This window comes from Clostridium sp. TJA020, assembly GCF_058310295.1.
This window is the reverse complement of record NZ_JBZEFC010000008.1, coordinates 54,679-79,686: the sequence shown is the minus strand read 5'-3', so window position 1 is coordinate 79,686 and position 25,008 is coordinate 54,679. Positions and strand designations below refer to the sequence as shown.

Annotated in this window: 25 protein-coding genes; 2 read left to right on the top strand and 23 right to left on the bottom strand. The window is 28.7% G+C overall.

Annotated elements, in window-relative coordinates:
- Positions 1–145 precede the first annotated feature (145 nt).
- The 15 genes from eutS to AC4FQ1_RS11490 form a co-directional block, all read right to left on the bottom strand.
- Positions 146–505 carry an ethanolamine utilization microcompartment protein EutS gene (eutS, locus tag AC4FQ1_RS11560; RefSeq protein ID WP_303128021.1) on the bottom strand — a complete coding sequence of 120 codons (360 nt, stop codon included), beginning with the start codon at positions 503–505 and terminating at the stop codon, positions 146–148.
- Between the two features lie 11 nt (positions 506–516).
- Positions 517–1,065, bottom strand: a complete 549-nt coding sequence (locus AC4FQ1_RS11555; RefSeq protein WP_303128024.1) for a BMC domain-containing protein — start codon at positions 1,063–1,065, stop codon at positions 517–519.
- A 5-nt stretch (positions 1,066–1,070) separates the two neighbouring features.
- Positions 1,071–2,399: a 4Fe-4S dicluster domain-containing protein gene (locus tag AC4FQ1_RS11550; protein WP_491169728.1), complete on the bottom strand. Its 1,329-nt coding sequence runs from the start codon at positions 2,397–2,399 to the stop codon at positions 1,071–1,073.
- Positions 2,400–2,419: 20 nt separating this feature from the next.
- Positions 2,420–2,668, bottom strand: a complete 249-nt coding sequence (locus AC4FQ1_RS11545; RefSeq protein ID WP_491148154.1) for a EutN/CcmL family microcompartment protein — start codon at positions 2,666–2,668, stop codon at positions 2,420–2,422.
- A gap of 72 nt (positions 2,669–2,740) precedes the next feature.
- Positions 2,741–3,388, bottom strand: a complete 648-nt coding sequence (gene pduL / locus AC4FQ1_RS11540; protein WP_303128030.1) for a phosphate propanoyltransferase — start codon at positions 3,386–3,388, stop codon at positions 2,741–2,743.
- Between the two features lie 17 nt (positions 3,389–3,405).
- Positions 3,406–3,684 (bottom strand): BMC domain-containing protein, encoded by a 279-nt coding sequence (locus AC4FQ1_RS11535; RefSeq protein ID WP_303128174.1) that lies wholly within the window; start codon positions 3,682–3,684, stop codon positions 3,406–3,408.
- A gap of 141 nt (positions 3,685–3,825) precedes the next feature.
- A complete protein-coding gene (locus AC4FQ1_RS11530) occupies positions 3,826–4,119 on the bottom strand; it encodes a BMC domain-containing protein (RefSeq protein WP_491169727.1) in 294 nt (97 codons plus the stop codon).
- A gap of 13 nt (positions 4,120–4,132) precedes the next feature.
- Positions 4,133–4,411, bottom strand: coding sequence for a BMC domain-containing protein (locus AC4FQ1_RS11525; protein ID WP_303128036.1), 279 nt, complete (start codon positions 4,409–4,411; stop codon positions 4,133–4,135).
- 20 nt (positions 4,412–4,431) lie between these two features.
- Positions 4,432–4,737, bottom strand: coding sequence for a BMC domain-containing protein (locus tag AC4FQ1_RS11520; RefSeq protein ID WP_303128038.1), 306 nt, complete (start codon positions 4,735–4,737; stop codon positions 4,432–4,434).
- A 12-nt stretch (positions 4,738–4,749) separates the two neighbouring features.
- Positions 4,750–5,952 (bottom strand): zinc-dependent alcohol dehydrogenase, encoded by a 1,203-nt coding sequence (locus AC4FQ1_RS11515; RefSeq protein ID WP_491169726.1) that lies wholly within the window; start codon positions 5,950–5,952, stop codon positions 4,750–4,752.
- 16 nt (positions 5,953–5,968) lie between these two features.
- On the bottom strand, positions 5,969–7,426 hold the full coding sequence (locus AC4FQ1_RS11510; protein ID WP_491169762.1) for an aldehyde dehydrogenase family protein: 1,458 nt from the start codon (positions 7,424–7,426) through the stop codon (positions 5,969–5,971).
- Between the two features lie 8 nt (positions 7,427–7,434).
- Positions 7,435–7,863 carry a GlcG/HbpS family heme-binding protein gene (locus AC4FQ1_RS11505; RefSeq protein WP_303128046.1) on the bottom strand — a complete coding sequence of 143 codons (429 nt, stop codon included), beginning with the start codon at positions 7,861–7,863 and terminating at the stop codon, positions 7,435–7,437.
- 241 nt (positions 7,864–8,104) lie between these two features.
- Complete coding sequence (locus tag AC4FQ1_RS11500; RefSeq protein WP_303128054.1) at positions 8,105–8,902, bottom strand: class II aldolase/adducin family protein; 798 nt, start codon at positions 8,900–8,902, stop codon at positions 8,105–8,107.
- 154 nt (positions 8,903–9,056) lie between these two features.
- Positions 9,057–9,821, bottom strand: a complete 765-nt coding sequence (locus AC4FQ1_RS11495) for a DeoR/GlpR family DNA-binding transcription regulator (protein ID WP_491169725.1) — start codon at positions 9,819–9,821, stop codon at positions 9,057–9,059.
- 24 nt (positions 9,822–9,845) lie between these two features.
- Positions 9,846–11,261 carry a rhamnulokinase gene (locus tag AC4FQ1_RS11490; RefSeq protein WP_491169724.1) on the bottom strand — a complete coding sequence of 472 codons (1,416 nt, stop codon included), beginning with the start codon at positions 11,259–11,261 and terminating at the stop codon, positions 9,846–9,848.
- A 181-nt stretch (positions 11,262–11,442) separates the two neighbouring features.
- Between AC4FQ1_RS11490 and AC4FQ1_RS11485 the strand changes: the two genes are divergently transcribed.
- Complete coding sequence (locus tag AC4FQ1_RS11485) at positions 11,443–13,224, top strand: L-fucose isomerase (protein ID WP_491169723.1); 1,782 nt, start codon at positions 11,443–11,445, stop codon at positions 13,222–13,224.
- A gap of 178 nt (positions 13,225–13,402) precedes the next feature.
- Here the strand turns inward: AC4FQ1_RS11485 and AC4FQ1_RS11480 are convergent, their stop codons facing one another.
- The 3 genes from AC4FQ1_RS11480 to AC4FQ1_RS11470 form a co-directional block, all read right to left on the bottom strand.
- A complete protein-coding gene (locus AC4FQ1_RS11480; protein ID WP_303128062.1) occupies positions 13,403–14,410 on the bottom strand; it encodes an ABC transporter substrate-binding protein in 1,008 nt (335 codons plus the stop codon).
- Positions 14,411–14,486: 76 nt separating this feature from the next.
- Positions 14,487–15,467, bottom strand: a complete 981-nt coding sequence (locus AC4FQ1_RS11475) for an ABC transporter permease (RefSeq protein ID WP_303128064.1) — start codon at positions 15,465–15,467, stop codon at positions 14,487–14,489.
- Positions 15,468–15,491: 24 nt separating this feature from the next.
- On the bottom strand, positions 15,492–16,982 hold the full coding sequence (locus AC4FQ1_RS11470) for a sugar ABC transporter ATP-binding protein (RefSeq protein ID WP_303128066.1): 1,491 nt from the start codon (positions 16,980–16,982) through the stop codon (positions 15,492–15,494).
- 184 nt (positions 16,983–17,166) lie between these two features.
- Between AC4FQ1_RS11470 and AC4FQ1_RS11465 the strand changes: the two genes are divergently transcribed.
- Entirely contained in the window at positions 17,167–17,592 is a 426-nt protein-coding gene (locus tag AC4FQ1_RS11465) for an RbsD/FucU family protein (RefSeq protein WP_303128069.1), read from the top strand.
- A 44-nt stretch (positions 17,593–17,636) separates the two neighbouring features.
- Here the strand turns inward: AC4FQ1_RS11465 and AC4FQ1_RS11460 are convergent, their stop codons facing one another.
- The 5 genes from AC4FQ1_RS11460 to AC4FQ1_RS11440 form a co-directional block, all read right to left on the bottom strand.
- On the bottom strand, positions 17,637–19,649 hold the full coding sequence (locus AC4FQ1_RS11460; RefSeq protein ID WP_491169722.1) for a penicillin-binding transpeptidase domain-containing protein: 2,013 nt from the start codon (positions 19,647–19,649) through the stop codon (positions 17,637–17,639).
- 36 nt (positions 19,650–19,685) lie between these two features.
- A complete protein-coding gene (locus tag AC4FQ1_RS11455; protein WP_303128073.1) occupies positions 19,686–20,507 on the bottom strand; it encodes a RelA/SpoT domain-containing protein in 822 nt (273 codons plus the stop codon).
- A gap of 171 nt (positions 20,508–20,678) precedes the next feature.
- Positions 20,679–21,905, bottom strand: coding sequence for a peptidase T (gene pepT, locus AC4FQ1_RS11450; RefSeq protein ID WP_303128077.1), 1,227 nt, complete (start codon positions 21,903–21,905; stop codon positions 20,679–20,681).
- A gap of 84 nt (positions 21,906–21,989) precedes the next feature.
- On the bottom strand, positions 21,990–23,939 hold the full coding sequence (locus tag AC4FQ1_RS11445; RefSeq protein ID WP_491147453.1) for a GTP-binding protein: 1,950 nt from the start codon (positions 23,937–23,939) through the stop codon (positions 21,990–21,992).
- 120 nt (positions 23,940–24,059) lie between these two features.
- Positions 24,060–25,007 carry an ABC transporter permease gene (locus tag AC4FQ1_RS11440; protein ID WP_303128081.1) on the bottom strand — a complete coding sequence of 316 codons (948 nt, stop codon included), beginning with the start codon at positions 25,005–25,007 and terminating at the stop codon, positions 24,060–24,062.
- Position 25,008 lies beyond the last annotated feature (1 nt).

Here is a 25,008-nt window from a genome sequence, read left to right as displayed (position 1 = left end):
ATGTATCGTTACAATATTCAATAAATATTTATTATTAGATACGAGTTACCCCTTCTATTTTAAAATTAATATTTTACAAAGAATAATCCAGTAGAAATTAAATCTACTGGATTATTTATATAAATTTAAATTATAACTATATATTTTATGACTTAGTTATTTTAGTGCTTGTAAACTTTAAATTTTCTCCTAATACTTTAATAACCTCTTTAAGTGATTCCTCAACTGATGATACACTTCCAACTATAACTAAAGATCCATTAAATCTATCTATAAATCCAATTGAAACATCTGATGATTTTGTAGCTACATCAGCTGCTATTATTGCTGCTTCACCTGGAGTTATAGTCATTATACCAAGTGCTCCTTTATTATCAATTAGTATATCTAACTTTTTATATAATTCATTTACAGGATTTGCTATTAAATGTGCAAGTGTAACTTGTTTACCTGGTACATATTCTTGAACTACTCTATATTCATCTTCTTTGTTAAATATATTCATTGTAACTACCTCTAATATAAATTTTCTATAAACCCTTTATCAGGGCTATTTATAATTGCATCATCTAATAACATTCCTTTTTCTTTTAAAATTCTCTTGCTTGTCTTTACTCCCATTTCAACAGCTGAAATATCTCCACTTACAATAAAAAAACTTTTCCCACACATCCCCCTTGCAAGTCTAACTTCTACTAAATTTAATTTAGCACTTTTTGCAGCTATATCAGCAGCTTCTATTATAGATGCAACTGAATAACTCTCAACTATTCCAATAGAAGAATTTTCAATTATTTCATTACAGCCAGTAATAGCCTTATATATATCTTCCACAGGATTTCCTAAAAGAAAACTATCTATAATATTTTCTTCACTTTCGAATTTAGCAACATCTAATGCTGTATTAACTTCAGATATAGTTCCTTTAAATAATACTATATACTTTCCCGGACAAACTGTTGCTGCATGAATTATTTCTATATTTGCAGACTTTGCCATCTTATCTGAAATTAGCATACCAGTTGGAACCTTTAAAAACTCAACTAACCCTAATGCATTATTCAAAACAACTACACCTCCATATTTATTTCAATAAATTCATTTGAAATACTTTTTACCCTTCCATTAATAGGTGAATGTAAATACACACCTAAAGAATCATCTATTTTTGCTATAACTTGATTCTTTTTAACTGTTTCATTTACTTTAACAACAGGATAAGGAGCTTTTCCAATTGATTGTAGTAAATTTATTTTTAAATTTTTTATTTCTCCTGAAAATTCAAAAATTTCTGCTTCTTTATCAAACTTTGATAAACTTAATCTAGATAATACCCTTTTTACTGGAACTCTTCTATATTCTCTATCTCTTTTTACTTTTACATCATTTATTTTAATTGGCTTTATTCCATTTTTTTTAAATCTAACTTTTAATTCATCAATTATAGCTTTAGGATTTAAACCTTGATGACAAGAATATGAAGAACAAAGATTACATCCTGAGCATCCAAATGCATTAATAAATACATCAGTATTATAATTTAACCCAAAAGCTAAAGAATTCATTATTTTATGTGGCTCTATTTTATGTCCTAAATTATATCTTGGACATAAATCAGTACACATTCTGCATTGCGAACAAACTCCTATTGCCCTTTTTAACTCTACAGATAATTTAATTTCCCTGTTTGCTACTATTGGATTATCCTTAGGAATTATAAATATTCCTTTTGTAGTTTTAGTTACAGTATCATTTAAATTCCCGAATCTTCCTGTCATTGGACCACCAATTAAAACTTTAAAATCTTCAATTGTTGTTCCCGAAACTTCTTTTAATAATTCTTTAAATTTAATTCCTATAGGTGCACATATTGTTTTTGGTTCATTAACTGCACCTCCTACAGTTAAATATTTATGTGTTACAGGAGTATTTTCAATTACAGCTTTATATACATTAAGCACAGTTTCAACATTTACAACCATTACACCAACATTTAAAGGGATTCCACCTTGTGGTACTATTTTCTTAATAGCTTCATAAACTAAAACCACTTCGTCTCCAGCTGGATAACCATCCTTTAGTAAAAACTTTCTAAGCTTATTAAATTTATATATTTCTTTATCAACTGCAACATTTGCACCTTTATAATGTTCTTTAAATGCAACTATTCCTTCTTTAGCTCCTAAAATTTCTACTATTATGTCTAATCCTTTTAATATTTTATAAGCTTCTTCTTTCAAAAGATTTCTATCAACTCTAAATAAAGGCTCACACTCAGCCCCATTTAATATAACTGTATTTACATCATATGATAATTTTGCATATGTAGGAAAACCTGCTCCACCAGCTCCAACAATTCCATTTTCTTTTAATAAAGACTTAAGTTCATCTAATACCATAAAGCTTCCCTCCCTTCATTTTATTCATCAACTATTCCAACTATAGCAGCATCTATAGGAACATTATCCTTATAAAGTCCTAGATTGGCATTTTCTCCAAAAGTCACTAATACTATACTTTGTCTTCCAGCCCCTACTCTATCTATTGCAACTATATTTTTTCCATTATTATATCCTTCTAAAGGTTCAACTACTAAAAGTTTATATCCCATTAAACCGTCTTCTTTTCTAGTACTTACAACATTATCTATAACCTTCCCAAGTATCATATTATTCACATCCTTATTTATAAGTTTTATTCCAAACAAGACCTACTCAAGTCTAAATTTGGAATAAAACAATTATATTATTTCAACATAATCTCCATTTTTAATTCCAAGTGCATTTCCTTCATCAGTATCTATATGCATTTCTAAATGAAAATCTTCTCTAATTCTTACGTCAACATTTTCTAAAATTCCTGCTCTTTCTCCTTTAACTTTTACTGATACTGTACCTTCTGTCATATTAAACTTTTTAGCATCATTTTTATTCATATGAATATGTCTTTTAGAAATTATACATCCTTCATTAATCTTTATAGTTCCTTTAGGTCCAACTATAACTATTTCTCCAGAGCCTTTTATATCCCCTGATAATCTAACTGGAGCATCTGATCCAAGAAATATAGCATCTGTTTTTGATAATTCTACTTGTGTTTCACCTCTTGTAGGTCCAAGTATTCTAACGTTTTCTATAGATCGTAACTTTTTTCCTACTAAAGTTACTGTTTCATTTGCTGCAAATTGATTTCCCATAAGCATTTTTCTTTTAGTTAATTCATATCCTGCTCCAAAAAGAATTTCTAAATGCTTTTTAGATAAATGAACATGCCTTGCTGATATGCCAATCTTAACATTTTTATTCTCTATAGATTTAACCTTAACATCACTTTTTCCAATTACATTTATTACTTCTTTAGTAATTTGGTCAACTAATTTTTCATACATAATAAAAAGCCTCTATGTTAAATATTTTTTGGTAATATTAACTCAACTGAAGAGTGTGGTCTTGGTATTACATGTACTGCTACAACTTCTCCAAGTCTTCCTGCAACTTCTGCACCTGCTTCTGTCGCAGCTTTTACAGCACCAACATCTCCTCTTACCATTACTGTTACAAGTCCTGATCCTATCTTTTCTGTTCCTATCATTTCAACATTTGCTGCTTTTACCATTGCATCTGCTCCTTCTATAGCAGCAACTAATCCTCTTGTTTCTAACATACCTAATGCTTGTTGTCCCATTCTTAACCCCTCCATAATTTCTTTTTTACTATTTTCAAAATTATTTATTATCTCTTTCTTTTTTCTTCCTCTCTTTTTCTTAGGCTTCTCTTCATTAGATATATTATCTGTTATATTTATATCATTACTATTTTTCATAAATTATAGCCCCTTGTATTTTTGTTTACTTTTTTTAATAATCCCTATTACCTCTTCATGAGGTCTACTAATAACAGCATGTGCTACGCATTTAGTTATTTTATTAGCAGTTTCTTTTCCAACTTCAACTGCATTTTTTACATCAGATACATTTCCTGAAACTATTATAGTAACAAGCCTTCCACCGAGTTTTTTTTCTAAAGTTTCTAAATTTACATTAGAAGCTTTTGTCATGGCATCCACAGCAAGCATTGCAGATACCACTCCAACTACTTCCACTATTCCTAGTGATCCCATAATAAACCTTTATTTAATCAAGTTTTGGTAATATATTTTCCACATCTCCATTAGGTCTTGGTATTACATGTACTGCTACAACTTCTCCAAGTCTTCCTGCAACATCTGAAGCTGCTTCTGTTGCTGCTTTTACAGCTCCAACATCTCCCCTTACCATTACTGTTACAAGTCCTGATCCTATCTTTTCTGTACCAATTAAAGTTACATCTGCTGCCTTTACCATTGCATCTGCTGCTTCTATAGCAGCAACTAATCCTCTTGTTTCTATCATTCCTAATGCTTCTTGTTTCATAATAAAAATCCTCCTTAAATTTACTTTATACAACTTATCTTTATAAACTTTTTAATTCCTTCATCTGGATGAGCCATTATATACTTTGAATGAACTCCAGATATTTTATTTGAAGCATTTATAGCTGCTTCCATAGCCATATTTACATCACTTACTGTTCCACTAAATTTAACAACTATAAGTACTGGAACTTCAAGTTCATCTGCATTTTTAGGTTTATTATTATCTAATGCTTCAATCTTTACATTTGCAGCTTTACAAGCTGCATCTGCTGCTACAAGTGCAGCTGTAAGACCAAACACTTCAATTAATCCAACGGCTCTCATACTATTACCTCATTATTTATTAACTATAGCTATTTTAATTCCATCCTGTCTTATATTAGTTAACATTGCTTCTTGTAAATTCTCTAAATCAAATTCATGTGTTATTAATTTTTTAATTGGAAGTCCGATTCCATTTGCTCTCTTTAAAAAATCAAATGTAGTTAAATAATCCTGTGGTGTATAAACCCATGAACCAACTACTGTAACTTCTTTTTTACATATATCATAATGTGGATTTATAGTTGCATCTCCATTATCTACAAAAAATCCAACTTCACAAAGACCTCCACCTCTTTTTATAAATTTCCATATACCGGCTGCTGCCTTTGGTACTCCAGTACATTGAAATGCAAAATCAACACCTAATTCATCAGTTAAGCTATAAACCTTTTTAACAGTTTCATTAAATTCTTTACTCTCTGTAATATTTATAATGCTATTCGCCCCAAGACTTTTTGCAATTTCCAATCTATCTGAGTTACCATCTACTGCAATAATATTCTCTATTCCCATAGTTCTTAACACTGAAAGTAGTAATAATCCTATAGGACCACAACCTTGAACTAAAACTTTAGAATTAAATTTTAATAAGCCAGTACTTTTTGCTCTTTCAACAGCATGTACAACAACAGCTGCTGGTTCTATTAATATTCTTGAATGTAAATCCATATCTGAAACATTGAACACTGTAGATCCTTTTCTTATAACTAAATATTCAGAAAACCATCCATTATGATGGATTTCATCATCACTTATAAGTCCATATATTCCTTGATTCTCACATAAATTTGTTCTTTCTGGATGATTTAGACAAACATCACATTCCCCACAAGGAATTATACAAGTAACAATCTTATCTCCAATTTTAAGATCTTTTCCTCTTGAATCTTTCTTTATATTTTTTCCTATTTTAACTATTTCACCTGTACCTTCGTGTCCAAGTACTAATGGTATTAATCCAAATGGGTCATTTTTGAATTCATGAGCGTCTGTTCCACATATTCCGCAACCTTCTACCTTGATAAGCATTTCATCATCATTTATTTCTGGTATTTTAAATTCTTTAATTTCAATTTTTTCTTTTCCTACAAGCATTCCAACTTTTCCAGTATTTTTTATTTCTTTAGAAGTTACAATATCTTTAACATCGTCTTTCATCATTTCCTTAACAACACTTTTTATTATTTCTTCTATATTTAAATTATTGACTTCCATAACTTACCCCCATTCACTATCTTATACATAACCCATCTTTTAAAACACATCTTCTATTTTTAGTAAATGTACTCGCAGAACTTAATCCTTCTCCAGTTTTACTAGCTATAGTAAATGTAGCAAAACCTTCTGCTCCAAATCCTATTGCTGAATATGAAGGTGCATTTTTTACAAAAATAGCAGTATCAACAGCTTTTGCGAATCTAGTTAAATTGTTTACATTTTTTGAATGCATATGAGCTGAATGTCTATTTCCATGTTCAAGCTTAACTGCTATATCTATTCCTTCATCTAAATCTTTAACTCTTACAACACCAAGTATTGGCATCATAAGTTCTTCTTGTATAAGTGCATCTTCATAATCGCCTTCAAATACAATACATCTTATCGAATCATTAACATCTATTGATAATTTATCTAAAATTACTTTTGCATCTTTTCCAACGAACTCTCTATTTAATATTCTTTTTCCATTTTTATTTATAAGAACTAAATCTTCTAATCTTTTTAAAATGTTCTTATCCTTTATTAAATAAGCACCAAATAAAGTCATATTTTCTATTAATTCATCACATATTTCACTAACGGCAACTACCTCTTTTTCAGCTATACATGGCAAATTATTATCAAACGTTGCACCATCTAATATATCTTTTGCAGCCTTTTTAATATCTGCTGTTTCATCAACTAAAACCGGTGGGTTTCCAGCGCCAGCTCCTATAGCTCTCTTTCCACTTGATAGTGCTTGTAAAACAACTCCTGGTCCACCTGTTGCTGATATTAACGTAACATCTTTATGTTTCATTAAATTATTTGTATTTTCTATACTTGGTTCTTTAAAAGATACAACTATATTTTCAGGACCACCAGCTTCAATTGAAGCTTCATTAATAAGCTTAACTGCATAATTTGAACAATTTTTTGCTCCTGGATGTGGTGCAAATACTACAGTATTTCCACCTGCAATCATACCAATTGAATTACAAAATACTGTTACTGTAGGATTAGTTGATGGAGTAATTGCCGCTATAACTCCAAAAGCACCTTTTTCTACTAATGTAAGTCCCTCATCTCCAGTCCAAGCTGTAGTAACTATATCTTCTGTTCCTGGAGTTTTTTCTGCTACTAATACATGTTTTAAAACTTTATGGTCATATTTTCCCATACCAGTTTCTTCAACTGCCATTTTAGCTATTTTTTCTGAATAATCTAAACATTTCTTTCTAATACCTTCTATTATTTTTTCTCTATCTCTAACTGATAAATTCTTTAATTTCTCATACGCTTCCTTAGCTGCATTTACAGCCTCATCGGCATTATCAAACAAATATTTTTCATTTAATTCTTTTTTATTACATTTACAACCACCAGAAATTTTGCATTTTCCTTTACAATTATGATTTTCTTTATTTTCTATAACATCTTTGGCAGTTATTTCTTTTATTACTCTCTTTATAATTTCTTCTAGGTTCATTTGACTATCTACCACTCAATTACCCCCTCACAAACGTTCTTACCAAATAGAGCTAGTTTATTATCATACTCACAACTACCTCCACTTACCCCTATCGCTCCAATTACATTGCCATTTTTTCTTATAGGAAATCCACCTGGAAATGCTATTATTTTATTATTATTAGTATTATTTATACCAAAAAGCTCCCCTTCATCTACTGATAAAGCTTTTAAATCTTTAGTTGCTATTCTAAGGCTTGCTGAAGTAAAAGCCTTATTTACAGCAATATCAAAACTTGCTGGAAGCGCTCCATCCATAAAATGTACTGCTATGATAATGCCCCACTCATTACACATAGCTATAACTACTGGAATGCCTTCTTTATTAGCTAACTTTTCAACTTGCTCGATAACCTTTTTTGAAACTTCTAAACTTAAAAAATTTATTTTATTCATAAAATCACCATTTGATAGAAAAATATATATCTATTTTCCTGTATAAAGTTGGAATAAATTTAGTCTATTCTTTTTTTATTTGTAATATGATATTATCTCTATTTAAAAACTTATAATTTTATTAAATTTAATTTTTATAGAAAAGGGCTTAGAAATAAAAGCCCTTTTTTAGAATCTTCTTTAATAAAACATTCTTATTAATAAATTTATTTTAGTATTTCAAAACTATCTCACTTAATTATTATTTAATTGCCCCTAATACTTTACTTGTAACTTCTTTTACTATTTTTTCTACAAGCTCATCATTTAAATTAGATTCTTTTTGAGCTAAATTATTTGAATTATATATACAACTTCCATCTTCATTACAACATAAGCCTGGATGTTTTCCAATTAAATTCATACCTCTTCTTATATCTAATAATTTGTCAATTTGGTTATTATTTAAAACTTGTGGCTCACCTATTTGACTTGATATAAACATAAGCTTTGCATAAAATTCTAGTGATTCCATCTTAAAATAAGCTGACATAAGATCTGGTCCATATGTTAAAGCCCCATGGTTTTCTAATAAAACCGCATCATAACATTGAAGATATTTTGCTACTGCATCTGGAATTTCTTCAGTAGATGGAGTTCCATATTCAGCTATTGGAACATTACCAAGAGCAATTACAGCTTCTGGCATTATAGCTTTATCTAAAGGAATTCCTGCAATAGCATAGCTTGTACCATATGGAGGATGAGCATGAACTACTGATTTAACATCTGGTCTTTCTTTATATACTCTTAAATGCATTTTAACTTCTGATGAAGGCTTAAAATTGCCATTTGCACTAATGATATTTCCATCCATATCAACCTTACATATCATATCTGTAGTCATATAACCTTTTGAAACTCCAGTTGGTGTGCAAAGAACTTCTTTTTCATTTATTCTAACTGATACATTACCATCATTTGCTGCAACAAAACCATTATTATAAATTCTTTTTCCTATTTCACAAATTTGTTTTTTTATTTCATATTCTGATACCATAAACAATCCCCCTATTTATTTTTACTTATCTTTATTTTTCTTTTTTCTTTCCTAATTTTACCATAATTTTTCTTTAATGTCAATATATAGTAAATATTATTTATTGATTTTTCTTTTAATTAAAAAGAGTTTGCTATAAAACAAACTCTTAATTCTAACATACTATTAATTCTATTTTGTTATTTTTCAGTACTTTCTTCCACTTATCATTAACATCTTTATCAGTATATATATAATCTATATCTTTAAACTGAACTATATTAACAAATGAACTTTTATCAAATTTTATAGAATCAACTACTAATATTACCTTACTAGCTGAATTAACCATTACCTTTTTAACTTCAGCTTCTTCTTCATTAGAATCCATAACCCCTCTTTCAATATCTATCCCTTTACAACATATAATAGCTTTATTCACATAATAATTTTTTATTATAGATTGTGCCCATTTTCCAGTAAATGATTTAGAAGATTCTCTAAATACTCCCCCAGCTAATATAAGATTTATATTTTTATAATCTTGAAGATCCGTTATAACCTTTAGTGAATTAGTTATTAATGTAACTCTTTTATTGCTTTTTCTTAAACACTTAGCAACATAATAAGCTGTAGATGATGAATCAAGCATTATTGTATCCCCATCTTTTATTTCTTCTTCAACTCTTTCGGCTATATTAACTTTCCCCTCTTTATTTATAACTTCTCTCATATCTAAAGGCATATCAACATTTGTTCCCTCATTAACTATAGCTCCACCATAAGTTCTTTTTAATATTCCTTGGTCTTCTAATTTTTCAAGATCCCTTCTTATAGTTTCTTCTGTTACAGAAAATTTAACAGCTAATTCCTGAACTAAAACTTTTTTTTCTTCCTGAATCTGTATTACAATTTTATGCCTTCTTTCAACTGCCAACAAACTTTACACCTCCATATATTCTTTTTAAACAGAATACATTTCTTCATTAAATGATTTTTCTATAATCTTTCTTCCCTCTTGTACAGATGAAATTTCTCCACAAGCTATACATTGCATTATAATATTACCAATTACAGCTGCTTCAATAGGTCCAGCTATAACTTTTTTTCCAGTTTTTTTAGCTGTAAGCTCACTTAAATACTTATCCTTAATTCCTCCACCCACAATATTAATCCTTTCTATCTTATATCCTAATAAATTCTCTAAATCACATATTGTGTCTTTGTATTCTTTAGTTAAGCCATTATAAACAGCAATAGCTAATTCTCCTAGTTCTTTAGGAGTTCCTTGACCATTTTCCTCACAATATTTTTGTATTGATTTAATCATATTTTTAGTATTCATAAATTCAGTATCATTAGTATTTACTATAAACTTTTTATTTTCATACTTTCTAGCTTCCCTTATTATATCTGGAAAATCTATATCATTATAAAACTCACACCAATTTTTCTTAAGTTGCTGAAGTAGCCATAATCCATTAATATTTTTCAAAACTCTAACATTACCGAGTGCTCCTCCTTCATTAGTAAAATTCCAATTTAAAGCTTCTTTTGTTTTAAATTGAACATTGCTTTCAACCCCTAAAAGTGACCACGTTCCTGAACTTAAATATGCATCTTTTTCATCTTTTAAAGGAGCTCCCATTACTGCAGATGCTGTATCATGTCCACCAACAGCTATAACAGGTATATTGTAAGAAAGCCCTGTCTCATCTAATACTTCTTCTTTTAAATATCCATATATCTCTCCTGGATTTATTATTTCATTAAATATATTCTTTGGAATTTTAACCTTATCTATAAGCTCATAATCCCATTCTTTATTATTAATATCTAGCAATGCTGATGTAGATGCAATTGTAAATTCATTTTTCTTTTCTCCAGTTAAATAATATGCAAATAAATCAGGCATAAATAATAATGAATCACTATTTTCTAGTATTTCTTTTCTATATTTCTTATCAGCAACAAGTTGAAAACAAGTATTAAATACATTATTTGATATACCATTTCTTAAATAAAGTTCACTTAAACTTATATATTTTTCCGTTTCCTTTATTCCATAATAATTTCTTTTATCTCTGTAATGCATAGGCATTCCAATTAAGTTTCCATTTTTATCTATAAGTCCAAAGTCTACTCCCCAAGTATCTATTCCTATTCCATCTATTTTTTTATTCATTGTAGCTACTTTTTTCAAAGCATTTTTTAATTCATTAAAAAGTCTTGGAAAATCCCAAACATATTTATCACCTAAAAAAACTGGATCGTTAGGAAATCTATATATTTCTTCTAAATTTAATGTTCCATTTTTATATTCACAAATTATAGCTCTTCCTGATGATGCCCCAAAATCAAAAGCTAAATAATTACTCAAAATAATTCCCCCTTAACTTATTTTACATTATTTGGTAATTATATAATACAACATAAATCAAATACAAACAACATCTTTAAAATATTTTTGGAAAACTTTTACACACACTTATTGACTTGTATATTTTTTCATTATAAAATTATATTGTAAAATATTGGTAATATAATATTGGGGGTGCTTTATGTATAAATCAAATAATCAATATCCAAAGATAGGTATAAGACCAACAATTGATGGTAGAAGAAACGGTGTTAGAGAATCTTTAGAAGACCAAACTATGAATATGGCTAATTCCGTAGCTTCACTTTTAAAAGAAAATTTACGTTATCCTAATGGTGAACAAGTTGAATGTGTAATAGCAGATACTACTATTGGTGGCGTTAATGAGGCAAGTAAATGCTATGAAAAATTTAAAAGAGAAGGTGTTGGTTTAACTATAACAGTAACTCCATGTTGGTGCTATGGTACAGAAACAATTGATATGGATCCACATATGCCAAAAGCAATTTGGGGATTTAACGGAACTGAAAGACCAGGCGCTGTTTATTTAGCTGCTGCTCTTGCTGGACATAATCAAGTTGGTCTACCTGCATTTGGTATATACGGAAAGGACGTTCAAGATGCAGATTGTACTGATATACCAAGCGATGTAAAAGAAAAACTTTTAAGATTTGCAAAAGCAGGTTTATCTGTTGCTATGATGAGAGGAAAATCTTATCTTTCAGTAGGTTCTGTGTCAATGGGAATTGCTGGTTCTATGGTTGATCAAAAGTTTTTCCAAAAGTATCTTGGAATGAGAAATGAATATGTAGATATGAGTGAAATCACTAGAAGGATAGATAGAGAAATTTACGATAAAGATGAATTTAATAAGGCTTTACATTGGGTTAAAGAAAATTGTAAAGAAGGATTTGATAAAAATTCAGAAGCTAATCAAAAAACTCGAGAAGAAAAAGATAATATATGGGAAACTGTTGTTAAAATGACTTTAATAGTAAAGGATTTAATGATTGGTAATCCTAAATTAGAATCACTTGGATTTAAAGAAGAATCAGAAGGTCATAATGCAATTGCTGGAGGATTCCAAGGACAACGTCACTGGACAGATCATTCACCAAATGGTGACTTTATGGAAGCTATATTAAATTCTTCATTTGATTGGAATGGATTAAGAGAGGCTTTTGTATTCGCAACAGAAAATGATTCATTAAATGCTGTTCCTATGCTATTTGGACACCTTCTTACTAATACAGCTCAAATATTTGCTGATGTTAGAACATATTGGTCACCAGAAGCAGTTAAAAGAGTTACAGAAAAAGATTTACCTGAAGAAGCTAAGAATGGATTTATTCATTTAATTAATTCAGGTTCTGCTACGTTAGATGCATCAGGTAGACAAACTGATAAAAATGGAAATCCTACAATGAAGCCATTTTGGGAAATTACAGAAAATGAAATTAATGATTGCCTAGCTGCAACAACTTGGCATCCTGCAGTAAATGAATATTTTAGAGGTGGTGGATATTCCTCTAAATTCTTATCAAAAGGAAAAATGCCACTAACAATGTCAAGAGTTTGTCTAGTTGATGGATTAGGTCCTGTTCTTCAAATAGCTGAAGGATACTCTGTTGATTTAGATGAAGAAATAACTAAAACTATTGATAATAGAACTGATAACACTTGGCCTACAACTTGGTTTGTTCCAAACCTTACTGGTGAAGGTGCATTTAAAGATGTATATTCAGTAATGAATAATTGGGGAGCAAATCATGGAGCTATTTCTTATGGACATATAGGAGCTGATTTAATAACACTAGCTTCAATTCTTAGAATTCCAGTTTCTATGCATAATGTTCCAGAAGATAAAATATTTAGACCAAGTGCTTGGGGATTACATGGATTAAGAGATCTTGAAGGTGCTGATTTTAGAGCATGTAAAAACTTTGGCCCTCTATATAAATAGTTATAAATAAATTGATAAAAAGCATTGATACAATCTGTATCTATGCTTTTTATTATTTTTTTACAAAACTTTTAGTATAAAAATTTTTCTTTAACTTATTATATAGAATAAACTATTTATAGAAAAAAGAGAGAGCTTAAATCTCTCTCTTAAAATATTATTAAAATATAATTACTTATTATTTTTTACCTAATGGATATAATAATTTTTGAATATCATCATTTTCAAAATTATCTAGACTTACATAAGTAGCTCCAGTATCTATTCTTTTTTCAACATTTTTACCTTCTAATACATCATTAGCAGCTTTAACTCCTAAATATCCCATATTATATGGATTTTGAACAACGAAACCATCAATTACTTTTTCTTTTAAGAAAGCAATTTCTTGATCTGATGAATCAAATCCTATTAATGTTATATCGTCTAATTTTCCTTTTTCCTTAACAGCTGTAGCAACACCTACAACAGCCCCTTCATTTGTTGCATATAATCCTTTTAAGTCTGGATTAGCTGTCATTATATCTGTAGCTTTAGCAAGTGCTAATGCATGGTCTCCATCTGAATATTGTATTGAAACTATTTCTATATCTTTATGATTTTTTTCTATCTCTTCTTTAAATCCATCTCTTCTTTCTTGAGCAGTTGATGTTCCTTCATTATGAGCAACTATTGCAACCTTTCCTTTGCCACCGATTCGTTTAGACATTTCTTTTGCTGCAATTGCTCCTGCTGCTTTGTTATCAGTAGCAACAAAACTCTTTTGAATATCTGAATCTAAATCTGAGTCAAAAGTTATTACTGGAATACCTTTTTCTTCTGCCTTTTGAACTACTGGTAATAAAGCCTTATTATCAAGAGGAGCAAGCATTATAGCTTTAGCTTGTTTTGTTATTGCATTTTCAACCATCTCTATTTGTCTGTCAACTTCTGTTTCACTATCTGGACCTTCAAAAGTTACTTTTATCCCAAGTTCTTCAGCCGCTTTTTGTGTTCCCTGTTCTACAGTCTTCCAAAATTCATGTTGATATCCTTTTGATATAACTGCAATATAAGTGTCATCCTTTTTTCCTTCTGTTCCACCTGATGAATCTCCTGTTCCTTGACCTCCTGAACTACATCCAACAACTCCAACTGCAAGCACTGCTGCTGTAGCAACCATAGCCACAAGTTTTTTTAATTTCATAAATCATACCCTCCCACAAACTTTATGTTTTAATTTAATTAATTATTTATTTTAATAACTAACTAACAATTAATAACTATCTCTTTTTCTTTCTAAGCATATCTACATATACAGCACCTATAACAACTGCTCCCATAGCAAGCATTTGCCAGTTTTGTGATACATTCATTAGATTAAGACCATTTTTTAATACACCCATTATAAAAGCACCAAGAATAGTTCCTGTTATTGAACCCTCTCCTCCACTTAAAGATGTTCCTCCAATAACAACAGCTGCTATTGCATCTAATTCATATCCTTCTCCAGCAGTTGGCTGACCTGAATTTATTCTTGCAGCCATTACAATACCAGCAATAGCACACATAAGTCCACAATACATATATACAAATAATTTAGTTTTTAATACATTTATACCAGATAATCTTGCTGCTTCCTCATTACTTCCTATTGCATAAGTATATCTTCCAATTAAAGTTTTCTTTAATATAAATCCTGATATAATAGCTAATACAATTAAATATATTACAGGATAAGGAATAATTCCAAATAACTTTCCTTGAGATATAGTTGAAAAAGTTGGCGCTGAATCAAAATATACTGGTTTTGCATTAGTAAGTACTAAAGTTAGTCCTCTAGCCATCATCATTGAACCAAGAGTTGCTATAAAAGGTGGTAAATTAAACTTCCCAATAAGCAAACCGTTTACAGTACCAAATAGCATACCAACTAATATAGCAAGTATTACAGCAACTGTAATGCTCATTCCTTTACTTATAAAAAGTCCTGCGGAAACACCACTTAATGCAATTATTGCACCTAATGATAAATCTATACCTGAAGTTATAATAACAAAAGTAACCCCTATAGCCATTATTCCTATTACAGCAGTTTGTAATGCTATTGTTATTATATTATCTACATTTAAAAAATGCGGTGTTGCAACTGAGAAAAATAAACACATTAAAAGCAAACTTATACCTGCTGCCATTTTCTGTAATAGTGCTTTATTATCTTTTTTATCACTATTTAATACTTTCTTATTTTTAATAGCTTCCATACCAAAAATCTCCCCCTAAAATTATTAACTATTAGATGCTAAGCTCATTATTTTTTCTTGTGTAGCATCTTTTATATCAAGTTCTCCTGTTTTCTTACCTTCATGCATTACAATAATTCTATCACTCATCCCTAAAATTTCAGGTAATTCAGAAGAAATCATAATAATAGCAACCCCTTTTTCAGCTAATTCTTTCATTAAAGTATATACTTCATATTTAGCACCAACATCTATTCCTCTTGTTGGCTCATCGAATATAAGAACTTTAGTATCTCTGCAAAGCCATCTTCCTATTAATACTTTCTGCTGATTTCCACCACTTAAAAACTTAGTTTTTTGACTTAAAGATGGTGTTTTAGTTTTTAAATCATTAATTTTTTCATTTGATATCTTTTTGCACAGTTTATCGTTTACAACAGATAATTTACTGTATTCTTTTATATTTGCAATAACAGTATTAAACTCTACATCTAAATCTAATAAAAGTCCATCTCTCTTTCTATCTTCTGATAAATATGCTATTTGATTTTTTATTGCATCTACTGGTGATTTTATTTTTATTTTATTTCCTTCTAAATAGAATTCTCCTGAATCAATAGGATCAGCTCCAAAGATTGCTCTTGCAACTTCAGTTCTTCCAGCTCCCATAAGCCCTGCAAATCCTAATATTTCTCCTTTTTTAACGCTAAAGCTTACATCATGTAACTTACCTTTTCTATTTATATTTTTGGCTTCAAATACTACTTCTCCTATATTTGGCTCTCTTTTTGGATATTGATCTTTTATATCTCTTCCAACCATCATTTTAATAATTTCATTTATATCCACATCTTTCCATATTCTAGTTCCTATATAACTTCCATCTCTAAGTACAGTTATTCTATCTGCAATATGCTTAAACTCCTCCATTCTATGAGAAATATAAACTATTCCAACCCCTTCTTTTTTTAATTTTTTTATTATTTTAAATAAATCTTCAATTTCTGACTCTGTAAGTGCTGATGTTGGTTCATCTAATAATAAAACTTCTGATTTAAATGCTAATGCTTTCGCAATTTCAACCATTTGTTGTTCTGCTACACTTAAATTATCAACTCTCTCATTAGGGTCAATGCTTAAATTCAATGATTTTAATACATTTTCTGTATCTTTAATCATTTTTTTTTCATCAATAATAAATTTATTTTTCTTTGGCTCTCTACCTATATATATATTTTGAGCTACTGTAAGATGAGGTAATAAATTAAATTCTTGATGTATTATAGATACACCACGCTCTGCTGCTTCTTTAGGATTTTTTACATTAAATTCTTTTCCTTTAAATAGTATATTTCCCGAATCCTTTTTATAGACTCCTGTTAGTACTTTCATAAGTGTTGATTTTCCAGCACCATTTTCTCCAATAAGAACATGTACTTCTCCTTTTAAGACTTCAAGCTTTGCATTTTTTAAAGCTTGTACCCCTGGAAAGGCTTTATCTATTCCTTCCATCTTTAGCAATACTTGCTTTGACATTTAATCACTCCCCGCACCCCTTTTTTTGTTTATGTTGTTTTATTTTTATTCAATTTACTTTATATAATTATACCTTTTTTTTCCAATTATCACAACATAAATTTTAATTTATTTGAATTTTTACCATATTTTGTTTATAATGTTTTTGTATTCTTTTATTTTATATTCAAAGGAGAGTGTTTTTATGTTAAAAAAAATTCCTTCAATTATTTCACCTGAACTTATAAAAATACTTATGGAAATGGGACATGGAGATACAATAGTTATTGCAGATGGCAATTTTCCTTCATCTTCTTGCGCAAAAAGGTTAGTTAGATTAGATGGACATAATGTTCCTGAAATTTTAGAAGCCATATTAACTTTATTTCCATTAGATACTTATTCAGAAAAACCAGTAAAACTAATGAATGTACTTCCAGGTGATAATTTCGTTCCTAATATTTGGGATACTTATAAAACTATTATAAAAAAAGAATTTTCACCTTTTGATTCTTTTGGATTTATAGAAAGATTTGATTTTTATGAAGAAGCAAAGAAAGCATACGCTGTTATAGCAACATCAGAAAAAGCTCTTTATGCTAATATAATTTTAACTAAAGGTGTAATTTAGATAAAAAAATTGGCACTTTAATTAAAGTGCCAATTTTTAATATGTTATTTTAAATAATATTCTAATACATTTCTTACTTTAGGAACAACAGCATGAGAACCACCTTTTTCTTTAACATCTTCAAGAATCATAGAAATTGTAATTTTTGATCCTTTAACATCTGTTGCTATAAACCATCCATTTTCTGTTCCCTTTTTATCATTTTGACTCTTTTTAATTTCTGCTGTTCCTGTTTTTCCTGCTAATTCTTGACCTGGTATTTTAGCATCTGTGGCAGTACCACCTTCACTATTTATAGGTTCTTTAAATGCATTTATTAAATCATTTAAATATTTTTTCTCTATTGTTTGTTTTTTAAATATTTCTTCTTTATTATTTATACTTGTAACCAATCTTGGTTTCATTATATTCCCTTCATTTGATAAAGCACTATAAGCAAGTGTCATATTTAAAGGAGTAACCAAAACTTGACCTTGACCATATCCACTATCTGCTAATGCTATTTCACTTTCTATTTTCCCGTTATTTGAAATTTGTGAAGTTTCCATTGGATATCCAAAATCTATTTTTTCTCCTATTCCAAATTTTTTAGCTCCTTCAATAAACTTATCACTTCCAAGGTCTACTGCAACTTGAGCAAAATATATATTATCAGAATACTTAACAGCATCATTTAAATTTACTGATTTACCTGGATCTTCAACTCTTGTAACCTTATAATCACCCCATGAACTATCTTTTTGCCAACTTAATCCCTTTATATCTTTTTTATCATTTGCTTTTATAACTCCATCTTGGATTCCTGTAGTTGCAGTTATAAGCTTAAATGTAGAGCCTGGTGAATAAAGTTTTGTAAATCTATTTTCATAAGCCGCATTTTTTGTATCCTCTAATTCTTTCTTTTGAGTTTTTGTCATATAAGTTGTAAACATATTTGAATCATAAGAAGGTGAACTTACCATAGCTAATACTTCGCCTGTTTTAGGATTTAATGCAGTAGATGCTCCCTTTTCTCCATTTATTTCTCTATATATTTTCTTTTGAAGATTTGAATCTATAGAAATTGTTATATCACTTCCATTCTTAGGATCTTTATTAGCAACTTCTATTTTTTCTTCTCCTCTTTCAATATATATTTTCCCTCCATTTTCACATCTTAACTTATCTTCATAAACTTGTTCTAATCCACTTTTACCAATTAAACTATGTGTATTATACCCTTTGTCTTTATTTTTTTCTAATTCCTCTTTTGTAATAGGTCCTACATATCCTACTAATCTACCAAACGCTTCTCCACCACTATAAACTCTTGATATAGAATTTTGAATTAATATTCCATCCTCATCACGATTTTTTAAACTATTAAGTTTTGAATCATTAGGTAATATTTTAACTATTTCTACAAAATGACTTGGATTGCTATTTGAATCTAATTTTTTAATTATTGTGTCCTCACTTATGTCTAAAGCTCTTGCTATTTCTTTTATTTTTTCATCTTTATTTTTTCTATTAAATATAGCTGGATGTATACCAACAATATTAATTTTTCCATCCTCTGCTAAAGCTTTCCCGTCTTTATCTAATATTTTACCTCTTACTGCATTTACGGTATTAACTTTTATTTTATCTCCCTCTTGCATGTTAGGAAAAATCAAATTATCATTCCACTTTATTTTATAATCTTTATCTTCTTTTACTAAAGTAACTTTAAAATCATCTAATTTTAGATTTCCAGCTACTGTATCCATAGTTAAAGAAAATGGAATAATTACATCATTATTTTCTTTTGTAGCCTCACCTAGTTTAATATTAATATTACTAGCATTCATAGCTCCATATATATTTCCAAGCCTTTGAACAAATGTTGTTTCATCAATAGTACCTTTTGAATCTTTGCTAAGCATATCATACATACCCTTATAATCTAAACTTTGCCACTTGTCTTTATACTGATTAAAAGCATCAATAGCTTTACTTTTACTAGAACATCCCATAAAGGATACCGTTAGTAAAAATGTTATAAAAGCTATAAAATAAATTTTTTTGTTAAATTTCATAATACCCCTCCATCCAATCTAATTATTTTATGATAATTAGATAATATTATTCTTCTCTTTTAACCTTTGAATCTCATAATCCTTTTCCTTAATTAAATTCTTATACATATTTTCTTTTATATTCCATTCATTTTTATTCCACTCTTTACTAAGAGTATTTATAAGAGATGCCATTTCATCAGCACTTCCTACTATTCTATTAAATAATAAAAGATTAGATTTTAATATTTCTGGAATTTCATTATGGGAATATCTAAGTCTATGATCAATTTCACCATATCCTTCTTCAAATATAGTTCTAACCTGTATTTCTGCTATAACTTTTTTATTAGTTGGATAAAACTCAACTAAGTAATGTACTGACCTATATCCTGATTGTCTTGATCTAACCTCTATCCCAAGTTTATTAAATATCTCAGTATTATCTCCTTCTCTAACATTAGCTGTTATTTCTATAACCTTCCATGTATTTATTATAAAATCATGTATTTCTTTCCACTGTTCTTTAAAAATATGTATTACCCTAATTCCAATTAAATCATTTATTTCATCTTTATAGTTATTTACTGTAAATTCAAAATCACCCCCATATTTTTCTTTCCTATCTTTTGTTTTTCTTACAATCTTTTCTATAAGCCTATCACTTGCTTTTATTCTAGACTTTACAGAATGAATACATTCGTTTGCCCTTAATATGTTTGCTATAAAATTAGCTTGATTTTCATAAGACTCTAAATATTCTATATAGTCTTTATATATTTCTTCTAAGTTTTTAATATTTATATTGTTTTCTTCTATAATTGTTTCACAATGACTGTATTTTTTTAAAAATTCTTGTATTTCAAATTTATTTTTCATAAATATTTCTCCTAAATTTAAACATTACATTTATATTATATCACTAAATTTTATTAATAACTTATAACATAACTTATACTAAGTAACTTTTTAAAAATTAAAATTTCATATTTATAAATTACTAAAAAAATAAAAAAGGTTAGGAATTAATCCTAACCTTTTAAACTCATTTTATTTTTCACCATAAAGTTTAATTATGTTTACAATAGTTTCTACTGCTTTTTCCATAGATTCTACTGCTATATATTCATATCTTCCATGGAAATTTTCTCCACCAGTAAACATATTTGGAGTTGGAAGTCCCATAAATGATAATCTAGCTCCATCTGTACCTCCTCTTATTGGTACAACATCTGGAGTTATATTTGCCATTTCCATTGCCTTTTTAGCAGTTTCAACTATATGCATTACAGGTTCTATTTTTTCTTTCATATTTCTATATTGCTCTTTTATTTCAACTTTAACTGTTCCTTCACCATAAACTTCATTTAATTTCTTTTCAGCATTTTTAAATTCCTCTATTCTTCTATTAAAAGTATCTTCAAAGAAATCTCTTATTATAAATGACATTTCAGTATTTTCTACCGTTCCATTTATACTTATAAGGAATGAAAATCCTTCATATCCTTCTGTTTTTTCTGGAACTTCATCAAGAGGTAACATGCTTAAAAATTCATATGCCACTAGTGATGAATTAATCATTTTATTTTTAGCACTTCCTGGATGTACATTTTTTCCCTTAATAACAACCTTTGCACCTGCTGCATTGAAGTTTTCATATTCTAATTCTCCAAGCGCTCCTCCATCTACAGTATATGCAAAATCTGCTCCAAAGCCTTCTACATCAAATTTATCAGCACCTCTACCAACTTCTTCATCTGGAGTAAATCCAATCTTAATATCTCCATGCTTAATTTCTGGATGATTTATTAAATACTCTACAGCTGTTATTATTTCTGATATTCCAGCCTTATCATCTGCTCCTAAAAGAGTTGTACCATCTGTTGTTATTAAAGTTTTTCCAACATAATTTTTAAGCTCTGGAAATTCTTTCGGATCTAGATTTATATTTAACTTTTCATTTAAAACTATAACATCTCCATTATAATCTTTAACAAATTGAGGTTTTACATTTTCTCCACTCATATCAGGAGCTGTATCCATATGTGATATAAAACCTATAGTAGGAATTTTTTTATCAGTGTTAGCCTTAAGTGTTGCATAAACATATCCAAACTCATCAAGTTTAACATCAGATAATCCTATCTCTTTTAACTCCTTTTCCAAAACTTTAGCTAAATCTAATTGACATTTTGTACTTGGAATTGACTCAGATTCTTCATCTGACTTAGTGTTTATTTTTACATATTCTAAAAATCTTTCTTGAACTTTTTTCATATTATAATCTCCCCTCATATAATACTTTAATATAATTATACATTAAAAATAGTTTAAGTTTTTGTTTTTGATTTATTTTTAATATTATTTTAAACAATGCATATATTTTGTTACATCTTTTCCATCAACTACATAAGCTTGACCCTTTGAACAGAATATTGATGAACTAGTATATTCTATATCACTATTTTTATCATACCCTTTACTTTTTATTACCTCATCTTCATTATGACAATAATCATACCCATCAAATACTAAACTTAAAAATCCATTTCCTTTTGTAAAACTTATAAACTCCAAACTATAATCAATAAAAGTTTTTACTGGTCCTCTACCAGTTATTATTACTCTATCCCCACTATTTATAGGCTCATCAAATTCACCTTTTCTCTTTTGAATATCTGATAATACTCTTCCTATTAACTCTATATTCACATCAATCTTGAACTTATAATATGGTTCTAAAAGCTTATTATTTGCTTCATCAAGCCCTTGCCTTAAAGCTCTTTTTGTAGCTTCTCTAAAATCTCCTCCAGTAGTATGCTTATTATGCGCCCTACCAGTTAATAAAGTTATTTTCAAATCAGTAATTGGACTTCCTGTTAATATTCCTTTGTGTTCTTTTTCAAATATATGTGTTTTTATTAAATTTTGATTTCCAATAGTTAAATCATCAGTATGACATTTATTTATAAATGTTATACCACTACCTCTTTCACCTTCTTCTATTTTTAAATTAACTTCACTATAATGTCCTAGTGGTTCAAAATGACCATACCCTAACGTTTCTCCAATTATTGTTTCTTTATAAAGTATTTCTGGTTTATCAAAATCTACATTAAGATTAAACCTATTTTTTAAAATATCTTTTAAAACTTCAAGTTGAACTGTTCCCATTATATCCAAATGTAACTCTTTAAGACGTTCATCAAAGTTGACATTTAAACTATTATCTTCACTTTCTAATGTTTTAAATATCTTTAAAACCTCATTACTATTAATTTTTTCATCATATATAACTTTAACTTTTAAAGTAGGAATCATTTCATAATTTATATCATCATTAAATCCTAAAGACATTCCACTTTGTAAATTATTTGCTCCTAAAATACAAGCTACCTCTCCTGCTTTTACTTCATTTATTACTTTAAACTTATTTCCATTATAAAGTCTTATTTCATTTATTTTTTCTTTAAAATTATCTAAAATAATTTTAAAATTTATCTCATCTTTTGCTTTTAATGTACCATTTAGACACTTTATAAATGATAATTTATTGCCTTTTTCATCATGTTTTATTTTAAAAACTCTACCTTTAAACTCTCCAAATTCATTATAAGAAGTATATGTTAAATTATTAAAATCGTCTAAAAACTCTACTATCCCTTTATCTAAAAGTGCAGAACCACTATAACATAAAAATAACTTTCTACTTTTTATAAGCTCTTTTCCCTTATCTATACATAATTCTTTATTTAAATTTTCTTCTAAATACATTTCTAAAAGCCTTTCATCACTTTCAGCTATCTTTTCTATAAAATCTAAATTTAATTCTTTAGATAAAGAATTTTCTATATAAATAACATTTTCATCAAACTTTAATTTTATTTCATCTATTATTTTATTTACATTAGCACCAACTCGATCAACTTTATTTATAAATATAAAGGTTGGAATATTATTATGTTTTAATAAATTCCATATTGTATCCGTATGGCCTTGTATTCCCTCAACTGCACTTATTATTAAAATTGCATAGTCTAATATACATATAGTTCTTTCCATCTCTTGAGAAAAATCAATATGACCTGGTGTATCTATTAAATAATATTCTGAATCTTTATAATTAAAAGTTCCTACATCTGAAAATACTGTTATTCCTCTACTCTTTTCAATTTCATGACTATCTAAATAAGAATTTTTATGATCTACTCTTCCTCTATTTCTAATACTATTTGTATGGTATAAAATTTGTTCTGAAAATGTTGTTTTACCACCATCAACATGAGCAAATATTCCTATTGTCTTTCTCATTTTTATTATCTCCTCTTAAAAATTTCTTTAAGTTAAATTATATCAAAATAATATAAATCATTCATATTAATAATAAAAGGTTTATAAGAACATTAAAGTTCTTATAAACCTTTAAAAATTTTATCTTTTTCCTTTATCAAAAGGTTCTCCAACAGCCTTCGGTGCCCTTGAGCTTTTTGAGAAAATAACTAATGCAATTAATGTCATTATATAAGGGAAAGTTTTTAATAAAACAGGTGGTATTGAAGCAAGCTCTGGTATAACTTGTGATACATTAGCAACTGTACTTGCAAAACCAAAGAAAAGTGTTGCTCCTAAAATTCCAAGAGGCTTCCATTGTCCAAATATTAAAGCCGCAAGAGCTAAGAATCCAAGACCTCCAACGTTTCCTGTAAATTCTCCAGCATAAGTAACTATTATTATAGCTCCTCCTAATGCTGAAAATGCTCCTGATATCATAACTCCAATATATCTCATTTTATAAACATTTATTCCTGCAGCATCTGCAGCTTGTGGGTGTTCTCCACATGCTCTAAGCCTCATTCCAAATGGTGTTTTGTATAATATGAAAGTTGCTACTAATAAAATAATTAATACAAGCCATGTTGATGCATAAGTTTTTGTAAAAAACATTCCTATAACTGGTATATCACTTAAAACAGGTATATCATTTGGTATAAATCCTTGTCTTATTCTTATATTTCCACTACCTGTTATATTTCTAGCTAAAAATATTGTAAGTGCTCCTGCAATCATATTTATAGCTGTACCACTTATTATTTGCTCTGCATTTAAATGAATACTTGCAAATGCATGTAGAAGTGAAAATAAAATTCCAGCTATAACAGCAGCTAAAATACCTAACCAAAGCGGTAAATTACCATCTAACTTATCTTGAAGAGTAACTATAGTAAATGCACTAACAAATGCACCCATTATCATAAGTCCATCAAGCCCTATGTTAGTAACTCCACTTCTTTCACTATAAAGAGCTCCAAGTGCTGTTATTAAAAGCGGTATTGTAAATGCAATTGCATAAGGAAATACTTGTCCAAACATTTCTAACATA

Excerpts from the sequence above, each read along its gene's own strand:
- AC4FQ1_RS11525 (WP_303128036.1), bottom strand. The coding sequence starts at position 4,411 with ATGAAACAAGAAGCATTAGGAATGATAGAAACAAGAGGATTAGTTGCT.
- AC4FQ1_RS11460 (WP_491169722.1), bottom strand. The coding sequence starts at position 19,649 with ATGAAATTTAACAAAAAAATTTATTTTATAGCTTTTATAACATTTTTA.
- AC4FQ1_RS11510 (WP_491169762.1), bottom strand. The coding sequence starts at position 7,426 with ATGAACCTAGAAGAAATTATAAAGAGAGTAATAAAAGAAATAACTGCC.
- AC4FQ1_RS11550 (WP_491169728.1), bottom strand. The coding sequence starts at position 2,399 with ATGGTATTAGATGAACTTAAGTCTTTATTAAAAGAAAATGGAATTGTT.
- AC4FQ1_RS11515 (WP_491169726.1), bottom strand. The coding sequence starts at position 5,952 with ATGGAAGTCAATAATTTAAATATAGAAGAAATAATAAAAAGTGTTGTT.
- AC4FQ1_RS11475 (WP_303128064.1), bottom strand. The coding sequence starts at position 15,467 with ATGGAAGCTATTAAAAATAAGAAAGTATTAAATAGTGATAAAAAAGAT.
- pduL (WP_303128030.1), bottom strand. The coding sequence starts at position 3,388 with ATGTATGAAAAATTAGTTGACCAAATTACTAAAGAAGTAATAAATGTA.
- AC4FQ1_RS11545 (WP_491148154.1), bottom strand. The coding sequence starts at position 2,668 with ATGATACTTGGGAAGGTTATAGATAATGTTGTAAGTACTAGAAAAGAA.
- AC4FQ1_RS11480 (WP_303128062.1), bottom strand. The coding sequence starts at position 14,410 with ATGAAATTAAAAAAACTTGTGGCTATGGTTGCTACAGCAGCAGTGCTT.
- pepT (WP_303128077.1), bottom strand. The coding sequence starts at position 21,905 with ATGAAAAAAGTTCAAGAAAGATTTTTAGAATATGTAAAAATAAACACT.
- eutS (WP_303128021.1), bottom strand. The coding sequence starts at position 505 with ATGAATATATTTAACAAAGAAGATGAATATAGAGTAGTTCAAGAATAT.
- AC4FQ1_RS11440 (WP_303128081.1), bottom strand. The coding sequence starts at position 25,007 with ATGTTAGAAATGTTTGGACAAGTATTTCCTTATGCAATTGCATTTACA.
- AC4FQ1_RS11500 (WP_303128054.1), bottom strand. The coding sequence starts at position 8,902 with ATGGTATCAGAATATGAAATAAAAAAACAAATTTGTGAAATAGGAAAA.
- AC4FQ1_RS11465 (WP_303128069.1), top strand. The coding sequence starts at position 17,167 with ATGTTAAAAAAAATTCCTTCAATTATTTCACCTGAACTTATAAAAATA.
- AC4FQ1_RS11455 (WP_303128073.1), bottom strand. The coding sequence starts at position 20,507 with ATGAAAAATAAATTTGAAATACAAGAATTTTTAAAAAAATACAGTCAT.
- AC4FQ1_RS11505 (WP_303128046.1), bottom strand. The coding sequence starts at position 7,863 with ATGAATAAAATAAATTTTTTAAGTTTAGAAGTTTCAAAAAAGGTTATC.
- AC4FQ1_RS11470 (WP_303128066.1), bottom strand. The coding sequence starts at position 16,982 with ATGTCAAAGCAAGTATTGCTAAAGATGGAAGGAATAGATAAAGCCTTT.
- AC4FQ1_RS11535 (WP_303128174.1), bottom strand. The coding sequence starts at position 3,684 with ATGGGACAACAAGCATTAGGTATGTTAGAAACAAGAGGATTAGTTGCT.
- AC4FQ1_RS11530 (WP_491169727.1), bottom strand. The coding sequence starts at position 4,119 with ATGGGATCACTAGGAATAGTGGAAGTAGTTGGAGTGGTATCTGCAATG.
- AC4FQ1_RS11485 (WP_491169723.1), top strand. The coding sequence starts at position 11,443 with ATGTATAAATCAAATAATCAATATCCAAAGATAGGTATAAGACCAACA.
- AC4FQ1_RS11445 (WP_491147453.1), bottom strand. The coding sequence starts at position 23,939 with ATGAGAAAGACAATAGGAATATTTGCTCATGTTGATGGTGGTAAAACA.
- AC4FQ1_RS11520 (WP_303128038.1), bottom strand. The coding sequence starts at position 4,737 with ATGAGAGCCGTTGGATTAATTGAAGTGTTTGGTCTTACAGCTGCACTT.